This window comes from Brevundimonas sp. (assembly GCF_035935935.1).
Classification (GTDB): domain Bacteria; phylum Pseudomonadota; class Alphaproteobacteria; order Caulobacterales; family Caulobacteraceae; genus Brevundimonas.
Genome location: NZ_DASYWO010000003.1, coordinates 85,528 through 112,451, shown reverse-complemented (window position 1 = coordinate 112,451; position 26,924 = coordinate 85,528). Strand labels below are relative to the sequence as shown.

The 26,924-nt window shown below is 72.8% G+C and carries 22 protein-coding genes; 12 read left to right on the top strand and 10 right to left on the bottom strand.

What is annotated here, in order from left to right; genetic code table 11:
* Positions 1-17: 17 nt before the first annotated feature.
* On the top strand, positions 18-1,967 hold the full coding sequence (locus VGR32_RS02540; protein ID WP_327447732.1) for a M1 family metallopeptidase: 1,950 nt from the start codon (positions 18-20) through the stop codon (positions 1,965-1,967).
* Positions 1,968-1,971: 4 nt separating this feature from the next.
* Here VGR32_RS02540 and VGR32_RS02535 read toward each other — a convergent pair whose 3' ends face one another.
* The 3 genes from VGR32_RS02535 to VGR32_RS02525 are packed head-to-tail and all read right to left on the bottom strand — an operon-like array spanning position 1,972 to position 6,457.
* Positions 1,972-3,030 (bottom strand): FAD:protein FMN transferase, encoded by a 1,059-nt coding sequence (locus VGR32_RS02535; protein WP_327447731.1) that lies wholly within the window; start codon positions 3,028-3,030, stop codon positions 1,972-1,974.
* Positions 3,031-3,068: 38 nt separating this feature from the next.
* Positions 3,069-5,069 (bottom strand): TonB-dependent receptor, encoded by a 2,001-nt coding sequence (locus VGR32_RS02530; protein ID WP_327447729.1) that lies wholly within the window; start codon positions 5,067-5,069, stop codon positions 3,069-3,071.
* On the bottom strand, positions 5,069-6,457 hold the full coding sequence (locus tag VGR32_RS02525; protein ID WP_327447727.1) for a glutamate ligase domain-containing protein: 1,389 nt from the start codon (positions 6,455-6,457) through the stop codon (positions 5,069-5,071). Before VGR32_RS02525 ends, VGR32_RS02530 begins: the two co-directional genes overlap by 1 nt.
* A gap of 69 nt (positions 6,458-6,526) precedes the next feature.
* Here VGR32_RS02525 and VGR32_RS02520 point away from each other — a divergent pair, with 69 nt between their 5' ends.
* The 3 genes from VGR32_RS02520 to VGR32_RS02510 are packed head-to-tail and all read left to right on the top strand — an operon-like array spanning position 6,527 to position 8,345.
* Complete coding sequence (locus tag VGR32_RS02520) at positions 6,527-7,351, top strand: LD-carboxypeptidase (RefSeq protein WP_327447725.1); 825 nt, start codon at positions 6,527-6,529, stop codon at positions 7,349-7,351.
* Positions 7,348-8,094: a methyltransferase domain-containing protein gene (locus tag VGR32_RS02515; RefSeq protein ID WP_327447723.1), complete on the top strand. Its 747-nt coding sequence runs from the start codon at positions 7,348-7,350 to the stop codon at positions 8,092-8,094. The genes VGR32_RS02520 and VGR32_RS02515 overlap by 4 nt, the downstream gene beginning before the upstream one ends.
* A gap of 47 nt (positions 8,095-8,141) precedes the next feature.
* Complete coding sequence (locus VGR32_RS02510) at positions 8,142-8,345, top strand: hypothetical protein (RefSeq protein ID WP_327447721.1); 204 nt, start codon at positions 8,142-8,144, stop codon at positions 8,343-8,345.
* On the opposite strand, the gene VGR32_RS02505 is transcribed toward VGR32_RS02510, so the two are convergent.
* Positions 8,342-9,787: an AMP nucleosidase gene (locus VGR32_RS02505; protein WP_327447719.1), complete on the bottom strand. Its 1,446-nt coding sequence runs from the start codon at positions 9,785-9,787 to the stop codon at positions 8,342-8,344. The two genes, VGR32_RS02510 and VGR32_RS02505, sit on opposite strands and share 4 nt — an antisense overlap.
* A gap of 88 nt (positions 9,788-9,875) precedes the next feature.
* Entirely contained in the window at positions 9,876-10,730 is an 855-nt protein-coding gene (locus VGR32_RS02500; RefSeq protein ID WP_327447717.1) for an alpha/beta hydrolase, read from the bottom strand.
* Between the two features lie 170 nt (positions 10,731-10,900).
* Between VGR32_RS02500 and VGR32_RS02495 the strand changes: the two genes are divergently transcribed.
* Entirely contained in the window at positions 10,901-11,191 is a 291-nt protein-coding gene (locus tag VGR32_RS02495; protein WP_327447715.1) for a hypothetical protein, read from the top strand.
* Positions 11,192-11,250: 59 nt separating this feature from the next.
* Here the strand turns inward: VGR32_RS02495 and VGR32_RS02490 are convergent, their stop codons facing one another.
* Positions 11,251-13,329, bottom strand: a complete 2,079-nt coding sequence (locus tag VGR32_RS02490) for a S9 family peptidase (RefSeq protein WP_327447714.1) — start codon at positions 13,327-13,329, stop codon at positions 11,251-11,253.
* Between the two features lie 113 nt (positions 13,330-13,442).
* Between VGR32_RS02490 and VGR32_RS02485 the strand changes: the two genes are divergently transcribed.
* The 7 genes from VGR32_RS02485 to trxA all read left to right on the top strand — a co-directional run bounded on the left by VGR32_RS02485 (position 13,443) and on the right by trxA (position 23,477).
* On the top strand, positions 13,443-14,279 hold the full coding sequence (locus tag VGR32_RS02485) for a GNAT family N-acetyltransferase (protein ID WP_327447712.1): 837 nt from the start codon (positions 13,443-13,445) through the stop codon (positions 14,277-14,279).
* Complete coding sequence (gene tsaE / locus VGR32_RS02480) at positions 14,276-14,740, top strand: tRNA (adenosine(37)-N6)-threonylcarbamoyltransferase complex ATPase subunit type 1 TsaE (RefSeq protein ID WP_327447710.1); 465 nt, start codon at positions 14,276-14,278, stop codon at positions 14,738-14,740. The genes VGR32_RS02485 and tsaE overlap by 4 nt, the downstream gene beginning before the upstream one ends.
* Positions 14,727-15,815 carry an N-acetylmuramate/N-acetylglucosamine kinase AmgK gene (amgK, locus tag VGR32_RS02475; protein ID WP_327447708.1) on the top strand — a complete coding sequence of 363 codons (1,089 nt, stop codon included), beginning with the start codon at positions 14,727-14,729 and terminating at the stop codon, positions 15,813-15,815. The genes tsaE and amgK overlap by 14 nt, the downstream gene beginning before the upstream one ends.
* A 17-nt stretch (positions 15,816-15,832) precedes the next feature.
* Positions 15,833-16,555, top strand: a complete 723-nt coding sequence (gene murU / locus VGR32_RS02470; RefSeq protein WP_327448005.1) for an N-acetylmuramate alpha-1-phosphate uridylyltransferase MurU — start codon at positions 15,833-15,835, stop codon at positions 16,553-16,555.
* 9 nt (positions 16,556-16,564) lie between these two features.
* Entirely contained in the window at positions 16,565-19,630 is a 3,066-nt protein-coding gene (gene addB / locus VGR32_RS02465) for a double-strand break repair protein AddB (protein WP_327447706.1), read from the top strand.
* On the top strand, positions 19,627-23,064 hold the full coding sequence (addA, locus tag VGR32_RS02460; protein ID WP_327447705.1) for a double-strand break repair helicase AddA: 3,438 nt from the start codon (positions 19,627-19,629) through the stop codon (positions 23,062-23,064). Before addB ends, addA begins: the two co-directional genes overlap by 4 nt.
* An 80-nt stretch (positions 23,065-23,144) precedes the next feature.
* The gene (gene trxA / locus VGR32_RS02455; RefSeq protein WP_327447704.1) at positions 23,145-23,477 is read left to right on the top strand and encodes a thioredoxin; all 333 of its coding nucleotides are present in this window, start codon (positions 23,145-23,147) and stop codon (positions 23,475-23,477) included.
* Between the two features lie 4 nt (positions 23,478-23,481).
* Here trxA and VGR32_RS02450 read toward each other — a convergent pair whose 3' ends face one another.
* From VGR32_RS02450 to VGR32_RS02435, 4 genes are read right to left on the bottom strand one after another with little or no spacing between them, the layout of a single operon-like run.
* Positions 23,482-24,756, bottom strand: a complete 1,275-nt coding sequence (locus VGR32_RS02450; RefSeq protein ID WP_327447703.1) for a folylpolyglutamate synthase/dihydrofolate synthase family protein — start codon at positions 24,754-24,756, stop codon at positions 23,482-23,484.
* 16 nt (positions 24,757-24,772) lie between these two features.
* Positions 24,773-25,663 (bottom strand): acetyl-CoA carboxylase, carboxyltransferase subunit beta, encoded by an 891-nt coding sequence (accD, locus tag VGR32_RS02445; RefSeq protein ID WP_327447701.1) that lies wholly within the window; start codon positions 25,661-25,663, stop codon positions 24,773-24,775.
* Between the two features lie 11 nt (positions 25,664-25,674).
* Positions 25,675-26,505, bottom strand: coding sequence for a tryptophan synthase subunit alpha (gene trpA, locus VGR32_RS02440; protein WP_327447699.1), 831 nt, complete (start codon positions 26,503-26,505; stop codon positions 25,675-25,677).
* The gene (locus VGR32_RS02435; RefSeq protein ID WP_327447697.1) at positions 26,502-26,924 is read right to left on the bottom strand and encodes a hypothetical protein; all 423 of its coding nucleotides are present in this window, start codon (positions 26,922-26,924) and stop codon (positions 26,502-26,504) included. The genes trpA and VGR32_RS02435 overlap by 4 nt, the downstream gene beginning before the upstream one ends.

Sequence of the window (26,924 nt, the reverse complement as noted above, 5' to 3'; positions counted from 1 at the left end):
TTTCCGGAGTTCGCCCGATGTCCGTCCGTTCCCTGTTGCTCGCCGGCGCCTGCGCCGTCGCCCTGTCCGGCTGCGCCCAGATGGGCGGCATGATCCCCGGGGCGAACGAGGCGGCCCAGCCGGCGCGTCCGACGCAATGGGTGGTCGACGCCCACTCCTATGCGCGCCCGGAAGCGGCGCACGTCACCCACGTCGATCTGGACCTGAGCGCGGACTTCGCCGCCAGGCGCCTGTCGGGCACGGCGACTCTGGACGTGCAGGGCCAGCCGGGCGCGACCGAGCTGGTGCTGGACGTACGCGATCTTGACGTGAAGGCGGTCCGCGGCGCCGACGGCGCGGCGCTGCCGTTCCGGATCGGCGCGCCGCGCGAGTTCATCGGCAGCCCGCTGACCATCGCCGTGCCGGCGCTGCGCGCGGGCGAGACGCGCAAGGTCGTGATCGAATACGCCACGCGCCCGGACGCGGCGGCGCTGCAGTGGCTGACGCCGCAGCAGACGGCGGGCGGGCAGAAGCCCTATCTGTTCAGTCAGGGGCAGGCGATCCTGACGCGGACCTGGGTGCCGACCCAGGACAGCCCGGGGATCCGCCAGACGTGGTCCGCCCGCATCGTCGTGCCGTCGGACCTCAAGGCGGTGATGAGCGCCGAGATGCTGACGCCGGGCGGCGAGCCCGCCGGCCCGGGCCGCACGGCCTACCGCTTCCGCATGACCAATCCGGTGCCGCCGTATCTGATCGCCCTGGGCGTCGGCGACATGGCCTTCGAGGCCATCGACGAGCGCACGGGCGTCTGGACGGAGCCGTCGCGCCTGCACGCGGCGCACGACGAACTGGCGCCGACGGCCGAGATGGTGGACGTGGCCGAGGACCTGTACGGCCCCTATCGCTGGGGCCGCTACGACCTGCTGGTGCTGCCGCCGTCGTTCCCGTTCGGCGGCATGGAGAATCCGCGTCTGACCTTCGCCACGCCGACCATCATCGCCGGCGACCGGTCGCTGGTGTCGCTGGTCGCGCACGAGCTGGCGCACAGCTGGTCCGGCAATCTGGTGACCAATGCGACGTGGGACGACTTCTGGCTGAACGAGGGCTTCACCGTCTATTTCGAGAACCGGATCATGGAGGCGGTCTACGGCCGCGACCGCGCCATGCAGGAGCAGGTGCTGGGCTGGCAGGGCCTTCAGGACACGATCGCCGACCTTCCGCCTGAAGACACGCGCCTGAAGCTCAATCTCGTCGGGCGCGACCCGGACGAGGGCATGAACGACGTCGCCTATGAGAAGGGCGCCTTCTTCCTGCGGACCATCGAGCGCACGGTCGGGCGGGACCGGTTCGACGCCTGGCTGAAGGGCTATTTCGAGCGCAACGCCTTCCGCCCTATGACGACCGAGTTCTTCCTGGAGGACATCCGGACCCACCTGATCCGGGGCGATCAGGCGCTGGAGAACCGGCTGATGATGGACGCCTGGATCTATCAGCCCGGCCTGCCGTCGAACGCCGTGGCCCCGACGTCGGACGCCTTCGTGGCGGTGGACGCGGCCGCGAGGGCGACGTTCGCCGACGGCGCGCCGCCTCCGCGCGTCCTGTGGGACGGCTGGAACACCCAGCAGCGCCAGCGTTTCCTGGCATGGCGGCCGGAGGGCCTGCAGGCGGGGACCGACTGGCTGACGCCCGCCCAGCTGGCCGCGCTGGACGAGACGCTGGACCTGTCGGACGAGGGCAACGCCGAGGTGCGCTTCGCCTGGCTGCAGATCGGGCTGGCCCACCGCTACGAGCCGGCGGCGGTCAGCGCCGAGCAGTTCCTGCTGTCGATGGGCCGCCGCAAGTTCGTGCTGCCCCTGTTCACCACCATGTGGGCCGAGGGCGACTGGGGCCGGGCGCTGGCGACGCGCGTCTATGCGAAGGCGCGCCCGCTGTACCACCCGGTCACCACCAACAGCGTGGACGCGGTCGTGGGACGCCCGGCCGGCTGACGCGTCAGCCCTCTCCCGCCATCGCCTCCGCGGCCGACGTCAGCTTGACCGTGCGGCCGCGGGGGTCGTCATTGGTGAAGACGGCGGCGATCTTCATCGCCTCGGCCCATTCGAACCCTTCGTAGCGGCCCATGACCATGAGGCCGGTCGACAGGGCGTCGGCGCGCGTGGCGTTGGGATGCAGGACCGTGACGCCGACGGTGTCGACGTCGATGGCGCGGCCCGAGCGCCCGTCGATCAGGTGCGACACGATCCGCTCGCCCTGGCGGAAGCCCTTGCGGAAGACGGTCGAGGTCGACACCGCAAGATCGTGGCAGCCGACCACGAGCGGGCGGGTGGCCGGGCCGGGGAACGGCGGCAGCGCCACGCTCCACGGGCGGCCGTCGGAGCGGATGCCCCGCGCCTTCACGTCCCCGTCGAAGTCGATGACGTGCGAGGTCGCGCCCATGCCGGACAGGCGACGCGACAGACGTTCCAGCGCCAGACCCTTGGCCATGCCCGAAAGGTCCAGTTTCATGCCCCCGGGCTGCACGGCGGCCCGCGCGCCGCGGTTGAGGCGCAGCTTCGTCCAGCCCGACGCCTCGACCGCCGCGGCGATCTCGGCGTCCGACGGGGTGGGGGTGAGGACGGGCCGCCGCCCTGCCGGGCCGAAGCCCCACAGGTCGATCAGGGCGCCGAGGGTGGGATCGAAGGCGCCGGCGGTGTCGTCGCCCAGATCGAGGCCGGCCATGAGGGCGTCCCACAGGGTCTCGGACAGCTCCCACGTGCCGGCGGGCGCCGCATTGAAGCGGCTGATCTCGCTGGTCGGGGACCAGCGGCTGAACACCGCCTCCATCTTCGACAGTTCGTCGCGGCAGGCCTCAAGGAGGTCCGGCGGCGCGACCCCGGGCGGCACGATCACCTGCGCGCGCCAGCCGGCGCCGAAGGCCTGATCGCCGAGGTCGTACATGGGGCCGACGGGCGGCGGCTCCGGCGGTGACGTCACGGGAGGGATCAGCACGCGCGGCGGCTCGGCGTCGGCCGGAGAGTCGGGCGTCGGAGCGAAGGGGTCGAGGTCGGTCACCGACCCCGAATGCCCGTCCGGGAGCGGAGCGGCAAGCCTCACCAGCGCCGCGACACCCCGATCCAGACGGTGCGCGGGGGGGCGAAGGAGGCGACGCCCGTGCCGGTCTCGGCGGTCTCGAGATCGGCGTCGGTCAGGTTGAGGACCTCAACCCAGACCGCGGCCGGGCCGAAGGCGCGCTCCAGCCGCGCGTCCAGCGTCAGCGCCGGGTCCAGGACGCGGGCGTTCAGATCGTCGTCGAAGCGGCGGCTTTCCCAGCGCGCGTCGGCCGACAGGGTCCAGTCGGGGGCGAAGGTCCAGTCGGCGCCCGCGGTGGCGGACCAGATCGCGGCCTGGGCAGGTCGCAGGCCGGTGAGCTGGGGCGCGGCCGATCCGCCGTCGAGGCGGGCGTCGGTGGCGGAAAGCGCGGCCCGAAGGTCGAGGCCGTCGACGGGGCGCCACGCCGCGTCCAGTTCCAGACCGACGGCGTCGATCACGCCCGCGTTGCGCCGCTGGCGCAGAACGCCCCCTGCCGGGATGAAGCCGGCGACGGGATAGGTTCCGGGGCCGAAACCGACGGTGACGTTGACGACGGCGTCCTCGACACGGACGGCGAAGGCGGTGGCGCGAAGGTCCAGCCGGTCGGTCTCGCGCGCCAGGCCGATCTCGGCCCCGGTCAGACGTTCGGGTTCGAGCGCGGCATTGGCCTCCGTGACGTCGTTGCCGACCCGGAAGGGGCGGTGCAGCTCGTTCAGCGTGGCGGGCCGGAATGCGGAGTAGGCGGCGGCGCGCACGGACCAGTCGGACGTCAGGGCGCGGCGGACGCCGAGGCGCGCGGACACCACCTCGCCGGAGCGGTCGGGAGACGCGGCGTCCAGCGTGGGAGCGCCGGTCGGGGCGTCGGCCTCGCGCCGGAAGGCGCCTGTCGCCTCCCAGCGGTCGAGACGCAAGCCGCCCGCCACCAGCCATGGGCCTTTGGTCCACGAGCCCTCGGCGTAGGCGCCGACGACCGACGTCTCGCCGCCGGCTTCCCGCGTGCGGGTGAACTGGCCGCTCATGAAGCGGAAGCGTTCGTTGGTTTCACCCTCCGCCGTGCGGGCGTCGAGGCCCAGCTCGCCCTCCAGCCCGCCGCGGCGGAGGCGCCAGGCGGCGTTGACGCCCCATGCCGTCGCAGGCGTCGCGTACTGGTCGTTGGCGGGCGTGGTGGAGGCCCGGTCGGCGGCGACGGCGGCGGAGGAGTTCTGAAGGTCCGAGGTGCTGCGCCACAGCTGGACGCGCCAGCCGGGCGCCCCGGCCGTGGGCGCGCGGGCGGCGGTCAGCGACAGAGACGTGCCCTCGGCCGTCGCGCGGGCCCCGTCGAGGCCGGAGCCGCGCTCCTCGCGGAAGGCCGCGGCGCGCGCGGAGACGAGGACCGGGCCGACCGGCATGTCGAGACGCAGCGAGCCCGACAGGGCGTCCAGATCCAGCGCGCGATCGGCGGCGCCGCGGTCGGGGGCGCGGACGGGGACGTGGCCCTCCGTGCGCTCATGCCCCGCTGTGGCGATCCAGCGCAGCGGACCGAGGTCGCCCGTGCCGGAGGCGGCGATGCGGGCCGACCCGCGCTGGCCGATCGCGGCGGAGACCGCGCCGCCGTCGTCGCGTTCGCGCAGGACCACCGCCCCGGTCAGGGCGCCCGCGCCCCAGGGCCCGGAGCCGCCGGCGCGCACCACGTCGAGGCCGGACAGCCCCTCGACCGGCTGCCGGCTCCAGATCACCCAGCCGCCGAAGGGGTCGTTCAGCGGGACGCCATCCAGGGTGACCAGCGCCCGCCCGGCGCCGGTGGGCGCCACGGCGCGCAGGGACAGACCTTGGGTGGTCGGATTGGCGGTCAGACTGGTGTTGCGGCGGAACAGGCCGACGGCGGGGACGGCGCCGAGGGCCTCGTCAAGTCGGGCCTCGCCGGCCAGCGTCTCCTCGCCGATGCGGGTGACGGAGAAAGCGGCGTCGCCGGCGGCGGGCGGAAGGCGCGGGGCGGTGACGACGACCTCGTCGACGACGGTGACGGGCGGGTCCTGAAACATCAGGTCAGGCGGGCCATAAGGCTCTCGGCGAACTCGGTCAGGGTGTCGTCGCGCGCCCCCATGACGACGATGCGGTCGCCGGCGCGGGCGAGGTCCAGCAGGCGCGCGGCCGCGCCCTCGCGCGAGGCGACGACCTCGGCCGTGCGGCCGGAAGACGACAGGGGCCCGATCACGACCTCCGAACCCACGCTGCGATCCGTGGTTCCGCCGTAGTAGACCGGCTGCGGCATCAGGACGACGTCGTCGGGGGCGAGACCGTGGTCGAAGGCGGCGGCCAGTTCGGCGCCCATCAGCTTCAGCGGGCCGTGGCCGTGCGGCTGGAAGAAGACCAGCAGGCGGCCGGGGAAGTCGCGCAGGGTCTTCAGGGTCGCGGCGATCTTGTCGGGGTTGTGGGCGAAGTCGTCGATCACGGTCACGCCGCCGGCCGTGCCGACGACCTCCAGCCGGCGCCGGATGCCGGAGAAACGCGACAGGGCGTCGGCGGCGTCGGCGGGCTCGACGCCGAGGGCCACGGCGGCGCCCACGGCGGCGAGCGCATTGGCGACGTTGTGTGCCCCGGGGGTCTTCAGGGTCACCTCGACCGGCGCGCGGCCGTGCGGGGTCAGCCGGAAGGCGATGCCGTCGGGCCGGGGCGTCAGGGCGTCGGCGAACAGCGCGGCGGACGGGTCGGTCAGCGAGAAGGTGATCGCGTCGGGAAACTCCGCCGCCAGCGCCGCCGTGCCGGGGTTGTCGAGGTTGATCACCAGCCGGCCCGCCCGCCGGGCGAAGCCGCCGAACAGGTCATGCAGCTCCTCCAGCGACTTGTGGTCCAGGGCGACGTTGTTCACCACGGCCACGCCGGCGTCGTAGCGGGCGATGGAGCCGTCGCTCTCGTCCACCTCGGCCACGAACAGGTCGGGTGAGCCGACGCGGGCGCTGGCGAAGGGGTTCGACGGATCGGAGACGTCCTTCATCACCGCGCCGTTCATGACGGTCGGGTCGCGCCCGGCGTCGGACAGGATGCGGGCGATCATGCCGGTGACGGTCGACTTGCCCGAGGTGCCGGCCACGCCGACGGAGGTTTCGGCCGCGTTGAACAGGCGCGACAGGAGCTCGGGCCGGGTCAGCAGGGTCGCGCCGACGCGACGGGCGGCGGCGACGTCGGGCACGGTGTCCTCGATGGCGCCGGAGGCGACCACGATCTGGTCCGGGGACACGACGCCCGATCCGTCCTGGGGCCACAGGCCGAAGCCCTTCGCCTCCAGCCAGGCGAACTTCTCCGCCGTGCGCCCCTGGTCGCGAGAGCGGTCGGAGCCCTCCACGCGCGCCCCCGAGGCGGAGACGATCAGGGCCAGCGGCAGCATGCCGGAGCCGCCGATGCCGCAGAAGAAGTAGGAGGCCTGATTCATGCTTGATCCGGAGGGGCGAAACCGGGGAGGGTCGCCGCTGACTAGCACGGGCACGGGCGCGGACCACAGATGAAGATCGGCATCGTCAACGCCAGCTCGCGCTTCGATCCTGACCGGGCCGCGGCGATCCAGGCGTGGTTCGCCGAGCATCTGCCGGACCGGTCGGTGCAGGTGGTGTTCCACCCGGCGACCTTCGGCAAGCACGGCCATTTCGGCGGCGACGACCGCAGCCGCGCCGACGCCTTCGTGGAGTTCGCCAACGATCCGCGGCTGGACGCGGTCTGGTTCGCGCGCGGCGGCTACGGTGCCTGCCGCATCGCCGAGGCGGTGGTCCCGCGGCTGGGGCCGGCGGCGAGGAAGAAGCGGTACCTGGGCTATTCCGACGCCGGCAGCCTGCTGGCCATCCTGTACAGGCACGGGATCGGCGAGGTGGCGCACGGGCCGATGGCGTCGGACGCGGTGCGCAACGATCCGACGGCGATGCGGGCCCTGAACTGGCTGAAGTCGGGCGATCCGGGGGGGTGGGAGCCCAGCCTGCACGAGGACCCGCGCCCGGCCGTCGCCTTCAACCTGGCCATCCTGGACGCGCTTGTGGGGACGGCGCTGGAGCCGGACCTGACGGGCCACGTGCTGATGCTGGAGGACGTGTCCGAGCCGATGTACCGGATCGACCGGATGATGTTCCACGTCACCGGTCAGGCCAGCATCCGCAAGGTGGCCGGCATCCGCATGGGCCGCGTCTCGGCCGTGGTGGAGAACGATCCGGATTTCGGCCTGACCGCCGAGGAGATCGCCCGCTACTGGTGCGAGCGGTCGGGGATTCCGTATCTGGGGACGGCCGACATCGGCCACGACCGCGACAACAAGGTCGTGCCGTTCGGGCCGCGCGTGTGAGGCGCAACTTCCACCAGATCGCCTATGCGGAGCTGGAGGTCTGCAACGCGCTGGAGCGGGCGGACCTGAAGGCCTGCGTGGCGAAGACGGGGCTGGGCGCGGGCGCCCGGGCGCTGGAGATCGGGGCGGGGAACGGCGAGGTGTCCGTGCTGCTGGCCGGCGACTTCGGCATGACGGTCGAGGCCGTCGAGCTGGATTGGGGCATGGCGGCGCTGGCGCAGGCGCGGATCGACGCGGCGGGCGTGGCGGATCGGGTCACCCTGCACCGCCTGAGGTCGGACACGGTGCTGGCCGACCTGCGCGGGCTGGATCTGATCTGCGTCATCGGCGCGACGGAGCCGACGGGCGAGGGGGTGCGCGCGCCGCGCGCCATGCTGGAGGGGCTGAAGCCGCATCTGAAGGACGGCGGCCAGGTGATCTGGGGCGACCTTTTCTGGAAGGGCGAGCCGCCGGCGCCGCTGCGGCAGGTGATGGAGCTGTCGAACCTGTACGCCACGCATGACGGCTGGCAGGCCGCGGCGCGTGAGGCGGGGTATGAGGTCGCCTCGGCCGACGTGTCCACAGACGCGACCTGGGACCGCTATCTGGCCGCCATGGACGGCGCCGCACGCGACTGGATCGCCGGCCATCCGGACGCGGAGGAGCGGCGCATGGTCGAAGCCTCGGCCGACCGGGTGAAGGCCATGTTCGACTTCGGCCGGCCGTGGCTGGGCTTCGGCCTGTACCTTTTCCGCAAAGCCTGACCGCAGAAACCGCAGGCTTCGGGGCGCCGATGGGCTATAGCCGCCGGATGACCCCCGACGAACGCCGCGAGGCCATGCTGGATCTGGCCGATCCCGACCGCACCTGCAGTCCGGAGGCCGTGCGGCGGCTGACCGTGCTGGGGCTGGCCGAGCCGACGGGAAAGACAGGCGTGCGGTTGACGTCGGCAGGCTGGAGCGAGCTGGGCGAGCCGGGCCGCCGGTTCCGCGGCCATGGCCCGCTGCGGGCCTAGCGGAACGGCGGCTCGTCGAAGGCCCGGAGCTTGCGGCTGTGCAGGCGCTGGCCCTCCTGCCGCAGCAGGTCGACGGCGTGGATGCCGATCTGCAGGTGTTCCGAGATGGAGCCTTCGTAGAAGCGGTTGGCCTGACCGGGCAGCTTGATCTCGCCATGCAGCGGCTTGTCGGAGACGCAGAGCAGCGTCCCGTAGGGCACGCGGAAGCGATAGCCCTGGGCGGCGATGGTGGCGCTTTCCATGTCGATGGCGACGGCGCGGCTCTGGTTGAAGCGCAGCGCCGACTTCGTGTAGCGCAGCTCCCAGTTGCGGTCGTCGGTGGTGACGACGGTGCCGGTGCGCAGGCGCCGCTTCACCTCCTCGCCCGGCATGCCGGAGACGACCTTGGTGGCGTCGTAGAGAGCGCGCTGGACCTCGGCGATCGAGGGAATCGGGATGTCCGGCGGCAGCACCGCGTCCAGCACGTGGTCGTCACGCAGATAGGCGTGGGCCAGGACGAAGTCGCCGATGGTCTGGCTGGGGCGCAGGCCGCCGCAGTGGCCGATCATCATCCAGACGTGCGGCCGGGTGACCGCAAGGTGGTCGCAGATCGTCTTGGCATTGGACGGGCCGACGCCGATGTTGACCAGGGTGATGCCTTCATGCCCCGGCGCGGTCAGGTGCCAGGCGGGCATCTGATGCTTCTTCCAGGCCGCGTCGAGCACGGCGGCCTCGGGATCGGCGGTGTCCTTGTCGACGACCACGCCGCCCGCGCAGACGAGGGTCTGGTAGGGGGTGTCCGGATCGCGCAGCTGCCCCACGGCCCAGCGCACGAACTCGTCGACGTAGCGGTTATAGTTGGTGAAGAGGACGTAGCTCTGCACCGCCTCGACGGGCGTGCCCGTGTAATGCCGCAGGCGCGCCAGCGAGAAGTCGGTGCGCAGGCCGTCGAACTGGGCCAGCGGGAAGTCCTCGCCCGGATCGAACAGGCCGTCGGAAATCTCGTCGCCGATGTGGGCCAGGTCGGTGGTGGGGAACCAGCGGGCGATGGCGGCGGTCTGGGTGCGGTCCAGCGCCACGTCCGAACCGTCCATCACGTAGGGGAAGGGGATTTCCTGATCCGACGGCTCGACCTCGAAGGTCGCGCCGTAGTCGCGAGCCAGCAGTTCCAGCTGTTCGGTCAGATAGGGGCGGAACAGGTCGGGCCGGGTGACGGTCGTGGAGTAGACGCCGGGGCGCGACATGCGGCCGTAGGCGCGGGCCTCGAGGTTGGCCGGCCGCTCGCCGAACCAGGTCACCTTGAGTCTGGGATAGGCGAACAGGCCGTTCGCCCGGGCTTCCGCGTCGGCGCGTTCGCCGGTCGCGAGGAAGGTCTTCACCGCGGTGCGGAGTTCGGCGACCGATTGTGCGTAGAGGGTTTCGAGGCGGTCCAGCGCCGCCTGCGCGTTCATCTGTTCTGTCATGGCCTCCCTTAACGGAGGAACGTGACCTTGGCGAGACGGGCCGTCTTGCAGCCGGTCCTCGCCGCGCGGGGCCCACGGCCTGGGGGCGTCAGCCCAGCGTGCGCCGGAAGAAGTCGCTGACGTCCGCCAGGACCGGCGCCTTGCGGCGGAACAGCGGCGAGAAGGTCGCGATCAGGTCTGCGTGGTTCAGGCCTTCATAGAGCTTCGCCTCCACCGGGGCGCCGAGGGCGTGCAGACGGTCGCGCAGGATCTCGGTGTCCTCGGCGTGCACGACGACGTCGGCCGTCCCGTGACCCAGCCAGATCGGCGGGGCGTCGGCGCGGGCGAAGGTGACGGGCTGGGTCAGGGTCGGGTCGGGCGCGCGGCCGAAGGCGTTGACCGAGGCCGGAACGTTGAAGGGCAGGAACTCGTAGGGGCCGGCCAGTCCGGCGGCGGCCCGGATCAGGCCCGACTGATCGACCGCGGCCATGTAGCGACGATCCAGCGTGATCATCAGCGCCAGATGGGCGCCCGCCGAATGGCCGGCGACGCCAAGGCGGTCGGGGTCGCCGCCGTGCTCGCGCGCCACCGCGGCCACGCGGGCGGTGGCGGCCGCCGCGTCCTCCACAAAGGCCGGGAAGCGGACCTGCGGCACGACGCGGTAGTCGGGCAGGGCGACGAGGAAGCCCTGTGCCGCCAGCGCCTGGGCGGCCCAGCCGTAGTGATCCCGGGAGCCGGAGTCCCAGCCGCCGCCGTAGAAAAAGACGATCACCGGCAGGGGCCGCGACCGATCCCGGGGCGCGTAGAGGTCGAACCTCTGACGGGGGTCGTCACCGTAGGGCAGGTCGCGCGCGATCCGGCCGGCGCCGCGATCGCGGGGGCCCAGCGCATTGAGCGCCGCCAGCGGCGAGCAGGCGGCGGCGAGCGAGGCGAGGGCGGAGGCGAGGACGGCGCGACGGGTCATGGCGGGCAGATACGGAACGGGCAACGGACCGGCCGCGCCCGTCGATCCATGAAATTTCCGCGTCATTTGAGTCGGCTGCGGAATAGTTGTCGCAAAAGCTTTACATCGTCGCGTTTTGGCGCATTCTTCCTTCCGAACCCTGACCTTTTTCGAGCTGTGGAGGCGCGCTCATGATCCGGAAAGTCACTTCGTCCCTTGTGCTGGCGCTCGCCGTGACGACGGGAGCGGGCCCCGTTCTGGCGACCCCGGCCGACCCCGTGACCAAGGCCGTGATGGTCTGCGGTCAGGATCAGATCACCGCCCGCAGCTATGAGCGCACCTATGGCGAGCGTCCGGTGTTCATGACGGCGCGTCAGGTGCTGGAGGCCGACAAGGGTTGGGAGGCGCCGCGCTGCATGAGCGAGCGCGAGTACGCCGAACTGGTGAGGGTCAACGACGCGCGCGTCCGCGCCGCGCGCTGATCCGCCTTCGCGAGGAAACGGGGGCGGAGCCGCCGGCTCCGCCCCTTTCTCATGCCCGGTCACTCGGCCTTGAGGTGCTGGTCCAGCCAGCCGAACACGGTCTGGTGCCATTGCAGGCTGTTGGCCGACTTCAGCACCCAGTGGTTCTCGTCCGGGAAGACCAGCAGGCGGCTTTCGATGCCGCGGCGCTGCAGGGCGTTGAAGGTGGCCAGCCCCTGCGAGGTCGGGATGCGGAAGTCCAGGTCGCCCTGCACCACCAGCATGGGCACGCGCCACTTGTCGACGTGGTGGACGGGGTTGAAGCGTTCGTAGCCCTCGGGGTTCTCGAACACGGGGCCGCCGTTTTCCCACTCGGTGAACCACAGCTCCTCGGTCTCATAGCCCATGGCGCGCGTGTCGAAGACGCCGTCGTGATTGACGAGGCATTTCCACGGCTCGTTCCAGTTGCCGGCGATCCAGTTGACCATGTAGCCGCCGTAAGACGCGCCCAGTGCGCAGGCGCGGTCGCCGTCCAGGAAGTCGTAGGTCGAAAGGGCGTGGGCCCAGCCCTTCTGCAGGTCCTCCAGCGGGCGGTCGCCCCAGTGCTGGCTGATCGAGTCGGTGAAGGCCTGGCCGTAGCCGGTCGATCCGTGGAAATCGATCATGACGACGGCATAGCCCGCGCCGGCGTAGCTCTGCGGGTTCCAGCGATACGACCAGCCGTTGCCGAACGATCCCTGCGGCCCGCCGTGGATCAGGAAGGCGACGGGCGCCTTTTCGCCCGGGGCCAGGCCCGCGGGCTTGATGACGTAGCCGTGGACCGTCTCGCCGTTCCAGCCGGCGAAGGTGAACTGCTCCGCCTCGCCGAAGATCTCGTCGGCCAGCTGGGGATTCGCGCGGGTGATCTGACGCGGCATTTCACGGCCGCGGTACGTCTTGAACCAGAGCTCGGCCGGAGAATCGAGCGCGTCGCGCGAGAAGACGAATCCGGTCGGCGTCAGGTCGAAGGCGCCGACGTGGCCCGGGCCGGTCATCGGCACGACGTTCCCGCTGCGCACGTCGATCCCGAACAGGCGCGTCTGGCCGACGTCGCCGGCGGTGACGTAGACGGTGCGTCCGTCGGGGGACCACTGCAGGCTGTCGGCGGAGCGGTCCCACTCCGTGGCGATCTGGCGCGTCCGTCCGGTGGCCACGTCCATCAGGGTGACGACATAGCGGTCGGCCTCGAACCCCGGGCGGGCCATGGCCCGGTACGCCAGCGTGCGGCCGTCGGGCGAGAAGACCGGGCCGGCGTCCCAGGCGTCGTTGGCGTCGGTCAGGTTCGCGAACTGGCCGGAGCCCGACAGGTCGGTGCGGAACAGGTCGAAATTGGTGCTCCACGGTTCGGTCTTGCCGGCGACGCGGGCGGAGAAGACGATCCCCTGACCGTCGGGCGTGAAGGTGAAGTCGTTCTCGTCGCCGAACGGCTTGGAGGGGGTGTCGCCGTCGAAGCCCTTCGTCACCCAGACGGCCTCGCCGGCGCGGCCGTCGGCGCCGATCGGGGCCACGAACAGGTGGTTCTGCGTGCCGTCGGCCCAAGTGTCCCAGTGCCGGACGAAGACGCGGTCGTAGACCTGACCCGTCGACTTCGAGGCGGCCTCGGCCTCGGTCTTCGCCACCGAGCAGGCCAGATCGGCGCAGTCCGGATGCACGGCCAGGGCCACGGCGAGGCGATCGCCGGCGGGGCTGAGGCGGTAGGTCTGGACGTCGACGGGCAGGTCGGTGACCTGGGCCGCGCTGGCGCCCTGGTCGGCCGAGACCCAGACCTGGCTGGAGCCCGAGCGGCCCGAGAGGAAGTACAGCTTGCCGTCCGGGGCCCAGCGCGCGGTGTTGGCGCCGCCGTCGGAGATGGCCAGACGCCGCGGCTCGCTCTCGCCGGCGACCGGCTGGGCATAGAGGCTGGAGACGCCGCGGTTGTTCGGCAGGTCGGTGGCGCGGACCGAATAGATCACCGTCGCGCCGTCGGGCGAGACCTGGGGGTCCGACAGGCGGTTGACCATGATCAGGTCGTCGTAGGTGAAGCGGTCGATCTGCGCCCCCGCCTGCTGGGCGGCGGCCGGCGCGGCGGCGCCGAGGGCGAGCGCCGCGAGGGCGGCGGAGAACAGAAGCGCACTTCGCATGGGCAGACTCCGGTGGATGTGGGCGGAGGCGTAGCACGCGCCGCGCGCCGGGGTCAGCCCCGGCCCCAACCCGACCCTTGCCCGGCCGCGCGGGAGCGGCGACAACCGGGCGGATGACGCGGGCCGCCCCTCACATCGTCGACGTGCTGATCGCCGAGCGCGCCCCCCGGCTGACGCGGTCGTGGACCTGGCCGCTGGTCCGGCCGGGGCTGTACCGGCTGCTGGGCTATCGTCAGGCGCGGCGCATGGCCGACATGATCGCCGACAGCCCGGGCCGCATCGCGCTGGAGCAGGTGTCGGACCTGCTGGACCTGAAGGTCTCAGCCCTGAATCTGGACCGGTTGCCGACGGAGGGGCGGTGCGTCGTGGCGGCCAACCATCCGACAGGCATCGCCGACGGCGTGGCGGTGTTCGACGCCATCCGGGAGCGGCGACCCGACGCCATCTTCTTCGCCAACGCCGACGCCCTGAGGGTCTGCCCGCGGCTGGCCGAGACGGTGATTCCGGTGGAATGGGTCGTCGACAAGCGCACGCGGGAGAAGACGCGCGCCACGCTGGAGGCCGCGCGGGCGGCGTTCGAGGCGGAGCGCTGCGTGGTCCTGTTTCCCGCGGGGCGGCTGGCGCGGATGGAGGACGGGGCCCTGACCGATCCGGAGTGGGCGCCCACGGCGGCGTCGCTGGCGCGCAAATACCGGGCGCCGATCGTGCCGATCCACGTGTCGGGGCCGTACAGCCGGCTGTTCCATTTCTTCAACCGCTTCTCGGCCGAGCTGAGGGACGTGACCCTGTTCCACGAGCTGCTGAACAAGCGGAAGAAGCCGTTCCGTCTGATGGTCGGAAAGGCGATCCCGCCGGAGCGGCTGGACGTCGACGCGGGCAAGGCGACCTATGCGCTGAAGGCCTTCGTCGAGCGCGTGCTGCCGACCCAGCCGGACGCGGACTTCGCATGAGGTTGCCGCTGGCCGACCAGGCGGCGACGACGGCGCTGGGGCGCGCCATCGCGCCGCTGCTGCGGCCCGGCGACGCCGTGCTGCTGGACGGGCCGCTGGGGATGGGCAAGTCGACGCTGGCGCGCGGCCTGATCCGGGCGCTGGCGGGCGAGGACGTGGACGTTCCCAGCCCGACCTTCACGATCGTTCAGGTCTACGAGACCGCGCCGCCCGTGGCGCACTTCGACCTGTACCGGCTGGAACGCGCGTCAGAGGCGGCCGAGATCGGGCTGGACGAGGCGCTGGACACGGGCGCGGCGCTGATCGAGTGGCCGGAGCGGCTGGGCGACGATCCCGGGGGCTGGCTGGGGCCGGACCGGCTGACGATCCGTCTGGAAGAGGACGGCGCCGGCCGGGCTGCGACCGTTTCCGGCGCAGGGCGGTGGGAAGAGGCGGTGAAGGAGATCCATGTCCGATCGTGAAGCCCTGCGGCTCGACTTCCTGAAGTCCGCCGGCCTGGCCGAGGCGGCGCGCGCGCCCCTGCCCGGCGACGCCTCGACGCGCCGGTATGAGCGGCTGACGACGGCGTCGGGCCGGACGCTGATGCTGATGGATCAGGCGCCGTCGGCCGAAAGTCCGCCGTGCGATCCGTCGTGGACGCCTGAGCAGCGCAGGGCCGCCGGCTGGAACGCGACGGCGCGCCTGTCGGCGGGACGGATCGAGGCCTTCACCGCAGTGGCCGAGCACCTGCGGCACGCCGGGCTGTCGACGCCGGAGGTGATCGCGGTGGACGCGCCCAACGGCCTGGCGGTGATCGAGGACTTCGGCGACGACCTGTTCGCCAGGGTGATCGACGACGGCGAGCCGCAGGCGCCCCTGTATCTGGCCGCCGTCGACGCCGTCGCGCGCATCCACATGGCGGCGCTGCAGCCGCCGGTGATGCAGGGACCGGGCGGGGACTGGCCGCTGCTGACCTATGACGCCGTCGCGCTGCAGGGCGGGGCGGACCTGTTCGTGGAGTGGTGGCCGAAGTTCCGGCCGCAGGTCGACTTCGGTAAGGCGGCGCGGGACGAGTGGGCCGAGGCCTGGGAGCCGATCGCGGCCATGGGCGAAGCAAAGGCCTGGACCATCGCGCACCGGGACTATCACGCCGAGAATTTGATCTGGCTGCCGGAGCGGACGCATCACCGGCGCGTCGGGCTGATCGACTTTCAGGACGCGGTGCTGGCGCACCCGGTGTGGGACCTGCACTCGCTGCTGCAGGACGCGCGCCGCGACGTGCCGCCGGAGCTGGAGGCCGTCTGCTTCGAGCATTATTGCGACGTGGCCATGGTGCCGCGCGAGGAATACCGCGCCGACTACGCCGCGCTGGCGGCCCTGAACGAGGCGCGCATCCTGGGCGTCTTCGCCCGTCTGATCACGCGCGACGGCAAGCCGCGCTACGCGCAGTTCATGCCGCGCATGTGGGCGCACCTGGACCGCAACCTGCAGAAGCCCGGCCTGGAAAGGGTCGCCGCCTGGTTCGCCCGGCACGTGCCCGTGGAGGCGCGGCTGTGAGCGGGCCGACGACCGCCATGGTGCTGGCCGCAGGGCTGGGCACGCGGATGCGGCCGCTGACGGACGACCGGCCCAAGGCGCTGGTCGAGGTCGGCGGGCGCGCGCTGATCGACCACCTGCTGGACCGGCTGGCCGAGGGCGGGGTCGAGCGCGCGGTGGTCAACGTGCACTGGTTCGCCGACCGGCTGGAGGCGCATCTGGGCGCGCGGGGTCGCGCGCCGGAGATCGTGATCTCGGACGAGCGCGCCGAACTGCTGGAGACCGGCGGCGGGCTCAAGAAGGCGCGGGCGCTGCTGGGCGACGATCCGGTGTTCGTGGCCAACATCGACAGCGTCTGGATCGACCGCGGCGACGCCCTGGGCGATCTGATCCGCCTGTGGGATCCGGAGCGGATGGACGCGGCGCTGCTGCTGGCGCGGCGCGAGGGGTCGATCGGGTTCGAGGGCGACGGCGACTTCTTTCTGGACCGAGACGGACGGCTGACGTTCCGGGGCGAGGCGGCGTCCGCGCCCTACGCCTACATGGGCGTGCACATCACGCGGCCGGACTATGCCGACGAGGGCCCGGACGGGCCGTTCTCGCTGAGCCCGCTGTGGCGCAAGTCGGCTGCGGAAGGCCGGCTGTGCGGCTGCGTGCTTGACGGCGACTGGATGCACGTCGGCGACCCGCAGGCGCGCGACGAGGCGGAGGCGCGGCTGCGCTCGTCCTCAGGCAGCGAGCCGCCGCGCGGCGGGCGGTAGGGCAAGAGGATGACCTTCGACCCCTTCGCCGGCCCCGGTCCGCGCTGGTTCTCCATCGACGCGCACCGACCGTTCCTGGAGGATCTGGCGGACGGCGTGCTGGCGTGGCTCGGGGAGCGGGAGCCGGAGGCCCTGTCGGACGCCGTGGTCCTGCTGCCCAATCGACGGGCGGCGCGGGCCTTCTCGCAGGCCCTGGGGAAGCGGGCGGGGGATCAGGCCGTGCTGTTGCCCGAGGTCCGTCCGCTGGGCGATCTGGAGGAGGACGAGCCGCCGTTCTCGCCCGGGGACGTCGGGCTGGATCTGCCCCCGGCCATCGACGCGCGGGCGCGACGGTTCGAGCTGGCGCGGCTGATCGTGGAAGAAGACCTCCGTCCGGGCCTGACGCCGGTCGGGGCGCTGGGTCTGGCCGACGCGCTGGGACGATTCCTCGACAGCTGCCAGATCGAGGAGGTCGAGGACATGTCCCGGCTGGACGATCTGGTCACCGGCGATCTGGCCCGGCACTGGCAGGAGACGGCGCGATTTCTGCGCATCGCCACGCGGCGCTGGCCGGCGCGGCTGGCGGAACTGGGCCGGGTCGATCCGGCGTGGCGGCGCGCGCGACTTTTGCGGCTGCTGGCGGAGCGCTGGACCGAGGCGCCGCCCGACCGCCCGCTGCTGGCGGCCGGATCGACCGGCACCGCGCCGGCGGCGGCGGCGGTGCTGAAGGCCGTGGCGGGCGCGCCGCGCGGGGCGGTGGTCGTGCCGGGTCTGGACCGGGAGGCGCCCGCCGAGGTGCACGACGCCGCGATCGGCGACGCCCAACACCCCCAGCACGCTCTGGGCCGGCTGCTGGCGGCGGCCGGCGTGGCGCGCGCCGAGGTGCGGCCTTGGTTTCGGCCGGAGACGGCGGCGAGCGAGGACAGGCGGAGCCGGGCGCGTGGGCGCGTGCTGTCTGAAGCCCTTCGCCCCGCCGAGGCGACGGGCGACTGGCGCGACGCGATCGCCAAGCTGCGTGAGGACTGGTCCGGCGAGACCGGCGCCGACCCCGTCGCGCTGGGGCTGGAGGGCCTGTCGGTCGTCACCGCGCGAAACGAGGAGGACGCGGCCGGAGCCATCGCCCTGCTGATGCGCGAGACGCTGGAGACGCCGGGCCGGACCTGTGCGCTGGTGACGCCCGATCTGGACCTGTCGCGACGGGTGGCCGCGCGGCTGGAGCGGTGGCGCGTGGTTGCGGACAGCTCGTCCGGCGCGCCGTTGCCGCGGACGCAGGCGGGACGGCTGTTGTCGCTGGCGGCCCGGGTCGTCGCGGACCCGCTGGATCCGCAGGCCTTGCTGGGGCTGCTGAAGCATCCGGCGGTGCGGCTGGACCTCGGCGAGGTGGACTTCGTCGCGGCGCGGCGGGGGCTGGAGGCGCACGCCCTGCGCGGGCCGCGGCTGCGCGACTTCGCCCGGGCGCGCGCAGCGCTGCTGAAGGCGCGCTCCCCGCGCGACGACGGACGCGGGGCGTCGGAAACGACGATGGCGCGCGTGCGGGCGGCGGAGGCCCTGCTGGACCGGCTGGAGGCGCTGACCGGCGCGGCGCGCGCGGCCTTCGCCCCCGGGGCGCGTCTGGACGAGGCGGCCCGGTCCCTGACGGGCTTCATCGAGGCGATGGCAGGGCTGGACGCCTGGGGCGGGAACGACGGCGAGGCCGCCGCGGCGCTGCTGGCGGGACTGATCGAACATGGCGCGCCCTTGGGCGAAGTGGAGCCGAAGGCCTTCGCGCGGCTGCTGGCCGATCTGGCGGGGGAGGAGACGGTGAGGTCGGGGGACGCGACACATCCGTCCCTGCGCATCCTCGGCGCGGTCGAGGCGCGGCTGGTCCGGGCCGACCGGATGATCCTGGCGGGGTTGGAGGAGGGGACATGGCCGGGCGCCGCGCCGACCGATCCCCTGCTGTCGCGGCCGATGCGCGAGGCCGTCGGTTTGCCGCCGCCGGAGAAGCGGCTGGGGCAGACGGCGCAGGACTTCATCCAGGCCGCCGCCGCGCCCGAGGTGGTGCTGGTCGAGCGCGAGCGGAAGGGCGGCCAGCCGGCGGTGCCCAGCCGCTGGCTATGGCGGCTGCGCATGCTGGCGCAGGGCGCGACGCACGGCGACTGGCGCGTGGCCCTTCCGGTCGACGGCAGGACGCCGGCGCTGGCGCGTGCGCTGGACGCGCCGGTGGGTTTTCATCCCGCCCGACGGCCGGCCCCGACGCCGCCGGTCGATCGGCGTCCGCGGGAGCTGCCGGTCACGGCGATCGAACGCTGGGTGCGCGATCCCTATGCCGTCTACGCCCGGTACGTGCTGGGCCTGCGCGAGATGGAGCGGCCGGGGCGGTCGGCCGAAGCCCTGGCGCGCGGCACGGCGGTTCACAAGGCGCTGGAACGGCTGGTTCTGGGCTGGCCGGAGGTGCTGCCGGACGATTGCGAAACGGTGCTGCATGACCTGCTGATCGAGGAGCTGACCTCCGCCGGGTTCGACGAGGCGGCCATGGCGCGCGAGGGGCCGCTGGCCCGGAACTGCGCGCGGACCCTGGCGCGGCTGGAGGCGGACCGTCGTGCGCGCGGGATCGAGGTGCGCGTGGAACAGACGGTGCGGCATGCCTTCGCCGCGCCCTTCGCGCCCTTCACCGTGACGGCCAAGGCCGACCGCATCGAGGTGTCCGCTCACGGGGCGGCGGTGATGGACTTCAAGACCGGCGGCATCCCCTCGAAGAAGCAGATCGAGGCGGGGTTCAGCCCGCAGCTGACGCTGACCGGCGCCATCCTGGCCGAGGCGGGCTTCGCCGACGCGCCGGCGGTGGAACCCGAGGAGCTGACCTACGTCCGCGTCACCGGGCGCGACCGGGCCGACGAGGTCTGCGTGCGGGCGGCGGGCGCGGAGGCGGTGGCGCTGTCGCAGGCGGCGCTGGCCGGGCTGAAGGCGCGCGTGGCCCGCTTCGACACGGCGGAGACGCCATACCTGAGCTGGGTCGCGCCGCAGTTCATGGGCAATTTCGGCGGCAACTACGACCACCTGTCGCGCGTGTGGGAGTGGCACGTCGCCGGCGGCGGCGAGGGGGACGAGGCATGAGCCGCCCGCAGCCCGATCCCGCCCAGCGCCGGGCCGCCGACCCGACGGCCAGCGTCTTCGTCGTGGCCAACGCCGGCTCGGGCAAGACCTCGACCCTGGTGGACCGGGTGGCCCGCCTGCTGCTGACCGGAACGAAGCCTGCCGAAGTGCTGTGCGTCACCTACACCAAGGCCGCCGCCGCCGAGATGCAGAGCCGGCTGTACGACCGGTTGGGGCGCTGGGCCATCATGAACGACGCCGACCTGCGCGCCGAGCTGGCGGCGCTTGAGGGTGTGGACGAGGCGGCGCTTCAGGTGTCGACGCGGCAGGCGCGGACGCTGTTCGCGCGGGCGCTGGAGACGCCGGGCGGGCTGAAGATCCAGACCCTGCACGCCTTCTGCGAACAGCTGCTGCGGCGCTTCCCGATCGAGGCGGGAGTCGATCCGGGATTCGAGGTTCTGGACGACGTCGCGGCGGCGGAGCTGTCGAAGGCGGCGCGGGAGGAACTGGCGCGGCACGCGCTGGCCGACGCCGAGGGGCGGGTGGGCCGGGCCTATGCCCATTTCGCCGTGACGCTGGACTGGGAGGCCTTCCAGGGCCTGCTGTCCCGCATCGAGGGCGACCGTGAGGTGCTGACGGCGTGGCTGGCGCGGATCGCGAGCGGGCGGAGCGACGGGCCCCGCGTCGCCTTCGGCGCGCCCGCGGAAACGCTGGCGGAGCATCACGACGGCTTCATGCGGCGCATGGACCGGGCCCGCTGGCTTGCGCTGGCGGCGGAGGTGGCGAAGGGAAGCGCCAACGACGGCAAGTGCGCCGACCGGATGCGCGCCGCGGCCTGGACCTTCGAGGCGTTGGGCGCCGTCTTCCTGACGTCGGGCAAGCGCAGGGCCTCGATCGTCACGGGCAAGTGCCCCCCGGCCGCCAAGGCGGAAATGGAGGCGCTGGACGCCGCCTACTGGCAGGCGGTCGAGACCGGGCGGAAGATCCGCACGGCGGAAGAAACGGAACACGTGCTGGCGCTGGCGAGCGTGCACGCGGCCTTCTACGAGGCCGCCAAGCGCGCGTCCGGCGCGCTGGACTTCGCCGACCTGATCGCCGCGGCCGTGCGGCTGCTGACGGTGCGGGCGGACGCGGCCTGGGTGCTGTTCAAGCTGGACGGCGGCATCGATCACGTCCTGATCGACGAGGCGCAGGACACGGCGCCGGAGCAGTGGGAGATCCTGCAGGCCCTGACCGAAGGCTTCTTCGCCGGGGCCGGCACGGCGCGCGGCGACGGCCCGCGCACGGTGTTCGCGGTGGGGGACGAGAAGCAGTCGATCTACTCTTTCCAGGGCGCGCGTCCGGAGCGGCTGCGGCAGGAGAACCAGCGGTACCAGCGGCTGGCGCAGGAGGCGGGGCTGCCGTTCGAACCGGTGGCGCTGCACACCTCCTTCCGCTCGACCCCGCAGGTGCTGGGCTTCGTCGATCGGGTCTTCAATCTGCCGGGCTCGCCGACCCGGCTGGAAGCCCTGATGGGCGCCGGCGACCACAGCGTCGAGCTTGAGCATGTGGCGGCGCGCGCGGACCACCGCGGTTCGGTCGATCTCTGGGATCTGCACGAGGAGGAGCCGGCGCCGGATCAGGAGGCGTGGGACGCGCCGCTGGACGCCGCGCCGCGCGAGAACGCGCGAAAGCGGTTGGCGCGGGATCTGGCGCAGGACATCAGGCGTCAGGTGGAGGCGGGCGTGGCGGTCCACGGCAAGGACGGCGTCCTGCGTCCCTGCGGCTACGGCGACTTTCTGGTGCTGGTCCGGCGGCGCGACGCGACGTTCGAGGAAATCCTGCGCGGCTTGAAAGGGGCGGGCGTGCCGGTGGCGGGGGCCGACCGGCTGAAGCTGTCGGAGCATGTGGCGTTCCATGACCTGCGCGCGCTCGCCCGCTTCGCCCTGTTCCCCCACGACGATCTGACGGTGGCCGAGATCCTGCGCGGGCCGTTCTGCGACGTGTCTGAGGACTCGCTTTTCGATCTGGCGGGGGCGGAGGCGAAGCGGCCGGGGCTCTGGGCTTGCCTGAAGGCGCGGGCGGTAGAGCGGGGGGAGTGGGGACGCGCGCTGGACCTGCTTGCCGACGCGCGGGAGATGGCGAACCGGGACGCCTTCGGCTTCTTCTCCGGCCTGCTGAACCGCGCGGACGCGCAGGGGCTGACGGGGCGGGTGCGCATGCTGAACCGGCTGGGCGCCGAGGCGGCGGAGGCGATCGACGAGACGCTGAACCTGGTGCTGGCGGGCGAGGGCCGCGGGGCGGTCGATCTGGAGACAGCGCTGGCGCGGATGGAGGCCGCCGACGTCGAGGTGAAGCGCGAGCTGGAGGGCGCGCACGGTCAGGTGCGGGTCATGACGGTCCACGGGGCCAAGGGGCTGGAAGCGCCGGTGGTGATCCTGCCGGACACCACGGCCGTGCCGGGCGCGGGCCGCGGGGCGCCGCTGCTGCCGTTCACGCTGTCGGACGGGACGGAGGGGCGCATCCTGTGCGCCTCGTCGAAGGGCGAGGACTGTCCGGCCGCCATGGAGGCGCGGGCGGGGCGCGACGCCCGCACGCAGGCCGAGACGCTGCGGCTGCTGTACGTCGCCCTGACGCGCGCACGGGACCGGCTGGTGATCATGGGCCGCGTGGCGGCGGGGCGGAGGCCGGCGGCCGGCAGCTGGCGCGAGGTGATCGAGGAGACGTTCGGCAGGCTGGACGACGTGCGCGAGCTGGAGGGACCGCGCGGGCTGACCGTGCGTCGCTTCGGCCATGATCCGGAGACCGTCGGGGCGGGCGCCGCGGCGGGAGGCGAGGCGGTGGCCGTGCCTGACTGGGCCCGGCGTGCTCCGCCGGCGGATCGAACAGCGCGGGCGGCGTCGCCCTCGCGGCTGGAGGGGTCGATCCGCGTGCCGGCGCCGTCCCCGCTCGCCACTGCCGCCGGGCCGGGCGCCCCGCTGGGCCGGTTCCGGCGCGGCGACCTGATCCACCGGCTTCTGGAGCGGCTGCCGGAGGTCGCGGTCGACCGGCGTGAGGACACGGCGCGGCGGATGCTCGCGCGCGAACCCGACCTGGACGCGGGGCGGATCGAGGAGATGGTCGGCGCGGCGCTGGGCGTTCTCGAGGACGCGCGGTTCGCCGAGGTGTTCGGCGCCGGATCGCGCGCCGAGGTGGCCGTGGCGGGCAAGGTCGGCGGGCTGACGGTGTCCGGCCGGATCGACCGGCTGGCGATCACGCCGGACCGGGTGCGGGTCGTGGACTTCAAGACCAACCGCCCCGCGCCCGACCGCATCGAGGACGCGGACCCCGCCTATCTGACGCAGATGGCGCTGTACGTCGCGGCGCTGAAGACGGTCTGGCCGGGCCGGCGGGTCGAGGCGGCGCTGGTGTGGACCGACGGGCCGCGCCTGATGCCCATCCCCGACGCCCTGCTGGAGGCGGCGGCGCCGGCTTGAAGCGCGGCCGATTCGCCCCACATCATGTCCGACCGGACGCGACCATGCGCCGACCCTTCTCCCCGATCAGGATGCCGCCCATGCCCACCGTCAAGGTCACCGACGACAGCTTCGAGACCGACGTGCTGAAGTCCTCCACCCCCGTGCTGGTGGATTTCTGGGCCGAGTGGTGCGGCCCCTGCAAGCAGATCGGCCCGGCGCTGGAGCAGATCGCCGACGAGATGGCCGGCGCCGTGACCGTGGCCAAGGTCAACATCGACGACAGTCCGATGACGCCGTCGAAGCTGGGCGTGAAGGGCATCCCGACCCTGATGCTGTTCCGCGACGGCGAGATGACCTCGATGAAGGTCGGCCCCATGCCCAAGGGCAAGCTGGTCGAATGGCTGGCCGAAGCCGGCGTGACCGCGGCCTGACGCTCTAGGTCGGCCAAGTCTCCGGAGCGGCGCCGAGCACCTCGCCCGCCAGATACAGCGAACCGCAGATGACCACGCGGCCGGCGCCGAGGCCCAGGGCGCGGTCCAGCGCGGCGCCGACCTCGCCCACGGCCAGCGCGCCCAGGCCGTGGCCGGTGGCGACGGCCGCAAGGGCGTCGGGCGGGGCGCAGGCGCCGTCGAAGCCGACGGCGAAGACCTGGACGTTCGATCCGCGCAGAGCCTCGAAGAAGCCGGCGTGGTCCTTGTTCGCCAGCAGGCCGACGATCAGCGCCGTCGGCCGCGGGTCGCGCGCCTGACGCTCGGACAGGAAGGTCGCGAGCGCGCGGGCCGCGTGCGGATTGTGCCCGCCGTCCAGCCACAGCTCGGCCCCCGCCGTGGCCGCCGCGCGGCCATAGGGGCCGGTCGCCAGCCGTTGCATCCGCGCGGGCCAGATCGCGGTCTCGATTCCGCGCGCGATCGCCTCGTCCGGCAGGCCCAGCTCCAGCGCGATCGTGGCGGCCAGACCGGCGTTGTCGATCTGGTGCGCGCCCGGCAGCCGGGGTGCGGGCAGGTCCAGCAGGCGCTCGGTCGTCTGCACCACCATGCCGCCGTGTTCGGCCCAGGCGTCGAAATCGGAGCCCATGGCCGTGACCGGCGCGCCGACAGTCTCGGCCCGGGCCAACAGAGCGGCGTGCGCGATCTCCGAGTGACGGCCCAAGATCGCGGGCGCGCCGGGCTTGAAGATGCCGGCCTTCTCCCCGGCGACGCCGGCGAGGTCGGTCCCGAGGAACTCGGCGTGATCCAGATCGACGGGCGCGACGGCGGTGATCAGCGGGCGCGATATGACGTTGGTGGCGTCCAGCCGCCCGCCCAGCCCGACCTCGACGACCGCCAGATCGGCGGGCGTTTCGGCCATGGCGAGGAAGGCGGCGGCGGTGGTGCTTTCGAACACCGTGGCCTCCAGCCCCGTGGCCTCGATGCGGTCGAGGACCGCGTTCAAGGTCGCGTCGTCGATCAGCCTGCCGGCCAGCCGGATGCGCTCATTGAAGCGGACGAGATGCGGGGAGGTGTAGGCGTGCACCCGAAGTCCCGCCGCCTCGGCCATGGCGCGGACGAAGGCGACGGTCGAGCCCTTGCCGTTGGTGCCGGCCACGTGGACCACGGGCGGCAACCGGTCCTGCGGATCGCCCAGCGCCCGGCACAGGGCCGCCATCCGCTCAAGCGACAGATCGATCCGCTGGGGATGGCGCAGCCGCAGGCGCTCGGAGACGGGGTCCATCAGCGCCCCTTCGGCGTCACGCCGCGCGCTTGCCGTCCATCAGCATGGACAGGATCTGCCCCAGCGTCTTCGGCAGGTCGGGGCGGGGGACGACGCGGTCGACCATGCCCTTTTCCTGCAGATATTCGGCGCGCTGGAATCCGGGGGGCAGCTTCTCGCGTATGGTGGCCTCGATCACGCGGGGGCCGGCGAAGCCGATCAGGGCGCCCGGTTCGGCCAGATGCACGTCGCCCAGCATGGCGTAGCTGGCGGTGACGCCGCCCGTGGTGGGATCGGTCAGGACCACGACATAGGGCAGACGCGCAGCTTTCAGCTCCTGGATCGCAAGCGTGGTGCGGGCCATCTGCATGAGGCTGAGCGCGCCCTCCTGCATGCGGGCGCCGCCGGCCGCGGTGAAGCAGACGAGCGGCAGGCCGCGCTTCACGGCCTCCTGCGCGGCGGCGACGAAGGCCTCGCCCGCCGCCATGCCCAGCGAGCCGCCCATGAAGGAGAAGTCCTGCACGATGACCACGGTCTCGACGCCGTCGATCTCGCCGACGCCGATGGCCATGGTGTCCTTGCGGCCGGCGGCCTTGCGGGCCTGGGACAGGCGATCGCGATAGGGTTTGCCGTCCGAGAATTTCAGCGGATCCTCGGGCACGTCCGGGGTCGCGATCTCTTCCCACAGTCCGTCGTCGAAGGTCACCTTCAGCCGCTGGGGCGCGTTCAGACGCATGTGCCGGCCGGACGGCGTGACCCACAGGGCCGCCTCAAGGTCCGAGCGATACAGCATGTCGCCCGTGTCGGGATCCTTGATCCAGAGATTGTCGGGCGTGTCCTTGCGGCTGACGATCTTGCGGACGCCGGGGGCGAAGCGGCTGAGCCAGCCCGTGACCGGGCGCTCGTTCGGGGTCTTTTCGTTGGCCATGGTCGGCGCCTTTACGCCATCTGCGGGGCGCGCGCACCCCTGACCGCCTCGGCCAGGCTGCGCACCTTGTCCAGAACGCGCCGGACGGGGTCGGCGTTCTCGGTCACGGCCGCGGCGCCTTCGTCGACCAGGACCGATCCGGCCACGACGGCGTCGGCGACCCGCGCCATGCGGGCGGCGCTTTCGGCGGTGCGAATGCCGAAACCGACGGCGACGGGCAGGCCGGAGGCGGCGCGCACGCGCGCCACCGCGGGGGCCACGGCGTCGGCGTCGGCGGCCTTGACCCCCGTCACGCCGGCCACGGAGACGTAATAGACGAAGCCGCTGGTGCGGGCCGTGACGGTCTTGAGCCGATGGTCGTCGGAGGTCGGCGTGGCGAGACGGATCAGCGCCAGTCCTTCGGCGTCCAGCGCGTCGGTCAGGGGCCCGGCCTCCTCAGGCGGGCAGTCCACAACGATCAGGCCGTCGACGCCCGCGGCGGCGGCGTCGCGCGCGAAGGCGGCGTAGCCGTAGGTCTCCAGCGGGTTGAGATAGCCCATGAGGATCAGCGGGGTGTCGGCGTCCCCGTCGCGGAAGGCCCGGGCGAGCTCCAGCGTGCCCCGCACCGTCAGGCCGGACTTCAGCCCGCGCGCGGCGGCCTTCTGGATCGTCGGCCCCTCGGCCATGGGGTCGGAAAAGGGAAAGCCCAGCTCGATCACGTCGGCGCCTGCCGCCGGCAGGCCGCGCAGGATGTCCAGGGTCGTCCCGCGCGAGGGATCGCCGGCCATGACATAGGCCACGAAGCCGGCGCGGCCCTCGGCCCTGAGCGCGGCGAACCGCGCGTCGATGCGGGCGACGGTCACTGGGCGGCGGCGCCCGCGCAGACGTCGCCGGGGATGGGCGCGAACGCCAGCCACGCTTCGGTGGCGGGCGCCACCGGGCGTGTCTCGTCGTAATAGGCGGCCATCTCCAGACCGTCGCAGCCGCCGCCGGCGCGAGGGCGGGCGAAGATCACGCCGTTGGCCTCGCCCCCGACCACCTGCCAGCCCTGACCGGTGAAATGGCCGATGTAGGTGCCCGCCACCGGCTCGATCGACGCGAGGTTGCCGCGAACGCAGACCGCCTTGCCCTGATACTGGGGGCGGGGGCCGCAGGTGTCGTCGAACGTCATGCCCGTCACCAGCGGCAGGTCGACCGCGCTGGCCGGAGCCGTCTGCGCCGCGGCGGCGCCCGAAGACAGAAGCCCGGCGCCCAACGCCGTCAGCAGAAAGAAACCGCGCAT

Bases quoted from the DNA above. Each gene is read 5' to 3' on its own strand.
- VGR32_RS02505 (WP_327447719.1), bottom strand. From the start codon at position 9,787: ATGACAGAACAGATGAACGCGCAGGCGGCGCTGGACCGCCTCGAAACC.
- VGR32_RS02525 (WP_327447727.1), bottom strand. From the start codon at position 6,457: ATGAATCAGGCCTCCTACTTCTTCTGCGGCATCGGCGGCTCCGGCATG.
- addB (WP_327447706.1), top strand. From the start codon at position 16,565: ATGACCTTCGACCCCTTCGCCGGCCCCGGTCCGCGCTGGTTCTCCATC.
- trxA (WP_327447704.1), top strand. From the start codon at position 23,145: ATGCCCACCGTCAAGGTCACCGACGACAGCTTCGAGACCGACGTGCTG.
- tsaE (WP_327447710.1), top strand. From the start codon at position 14,276: ATGAGGTTGCCGCTGGCCGACCAGGCGGCGACGACGGCGCTGGGGCGC.
- VGR32_RS02520 (WP_327447725.1), top strand. From the start codon at position 6,527: ATGAAGATCGGCATCGTCAACGCCAGCTCGCGCTTCGATCCTGACCGG.
- VGR32_RS02500 (WP_327447717.1), bottom strand. From the start codon at position 10,730: ATGACCCGTCGCGCCGTCCTCGCCTCCGCCCTCGCCTCGCTCGCCGCC.
- VGR32_RS02485 (WP_327447712.1), top strand. From the start codon at position 13,443: ATGACGCGGGCCGCCCCTCACATCGTCGACGTGCTGATCGCCGAGCGC.
- VGR32_RS02495 (WP_327447715.1), top strand. From the start codon at position 10,901: ATGATCCGGAAAGTCACTTCGTCCCTTGTGCTGGCGCTCGCCGTGACG.
- murU (WP_327448005.1), top strand. From the start codon at position 15,833: ATGGTGCTGGCCGCAGGGCTGGGCACGCGGATGCGGCCGCTGACGGAC.
- VGR32_RS02530 (WP_327447729.1), bottom strand. From the start codon at position 5,069: ATGTTTCAGGACCCGCCCGTCACCGTCGTCGACGAGGTCGTCGTCACC.
- addA (WP_327447705.1), top strand. From the start codon at position 19,627: ATGAGCCGCCCGCAGCCCGATCCCGCCCAGCGCCGGGCCGCCGACCCG.
- accD (WP_327447701.1), bottom strand. From the start codon at position 25,663: ATGGCCAACGAAAAGACCCCGAACGAGCGCCCGGTCACGGGCTGGCTC.
- VGR32_RS02490 (WP_327447714.1), bottom strand. From the start codon at position 13,329: ATGCGAAGTGCGCTTCTGTTCTCCGCCGCCCTCGCGGCGCTCGCCCTC.
- amgK (WP_327447708.1), top strand. From the start codon at position 14,727: ATGTCCGATCGTGAAGCCCTGCGGCTCGACTTCCTGAAGTCCGCCGGC.
- VGR32_RS02540 (WP_327447732.1), top strand. From the start codon at position 18: ATGTCCGTCCGTTCCCTGTTGCTCGCCGGCGCCTGCGCCGTCGCCCTG.
- VGR32_RS02510 (WP_327447721.1), top strand. From the start codon at position 8,142: ATGACCCCCGACGAACGCCGCGAGGCCATGCTGGATCTGGCCGATCCC.
- VGR32_RS02450 (WP_327447703.1), bottom strand. From the start codon at position 24,756: ATGGACCCCGTCTCCGAGCGCCTGCGGCTGCGCCATCCCCAGCGGATC.
- VGR32_RS02435 (WP_327447697.1), bottom strand. From the start codon at position 26,924: ATGCGCGGTTTCTTTCTGCTGACGGCGTTGGGCGCCGGGCTTCTGTCT.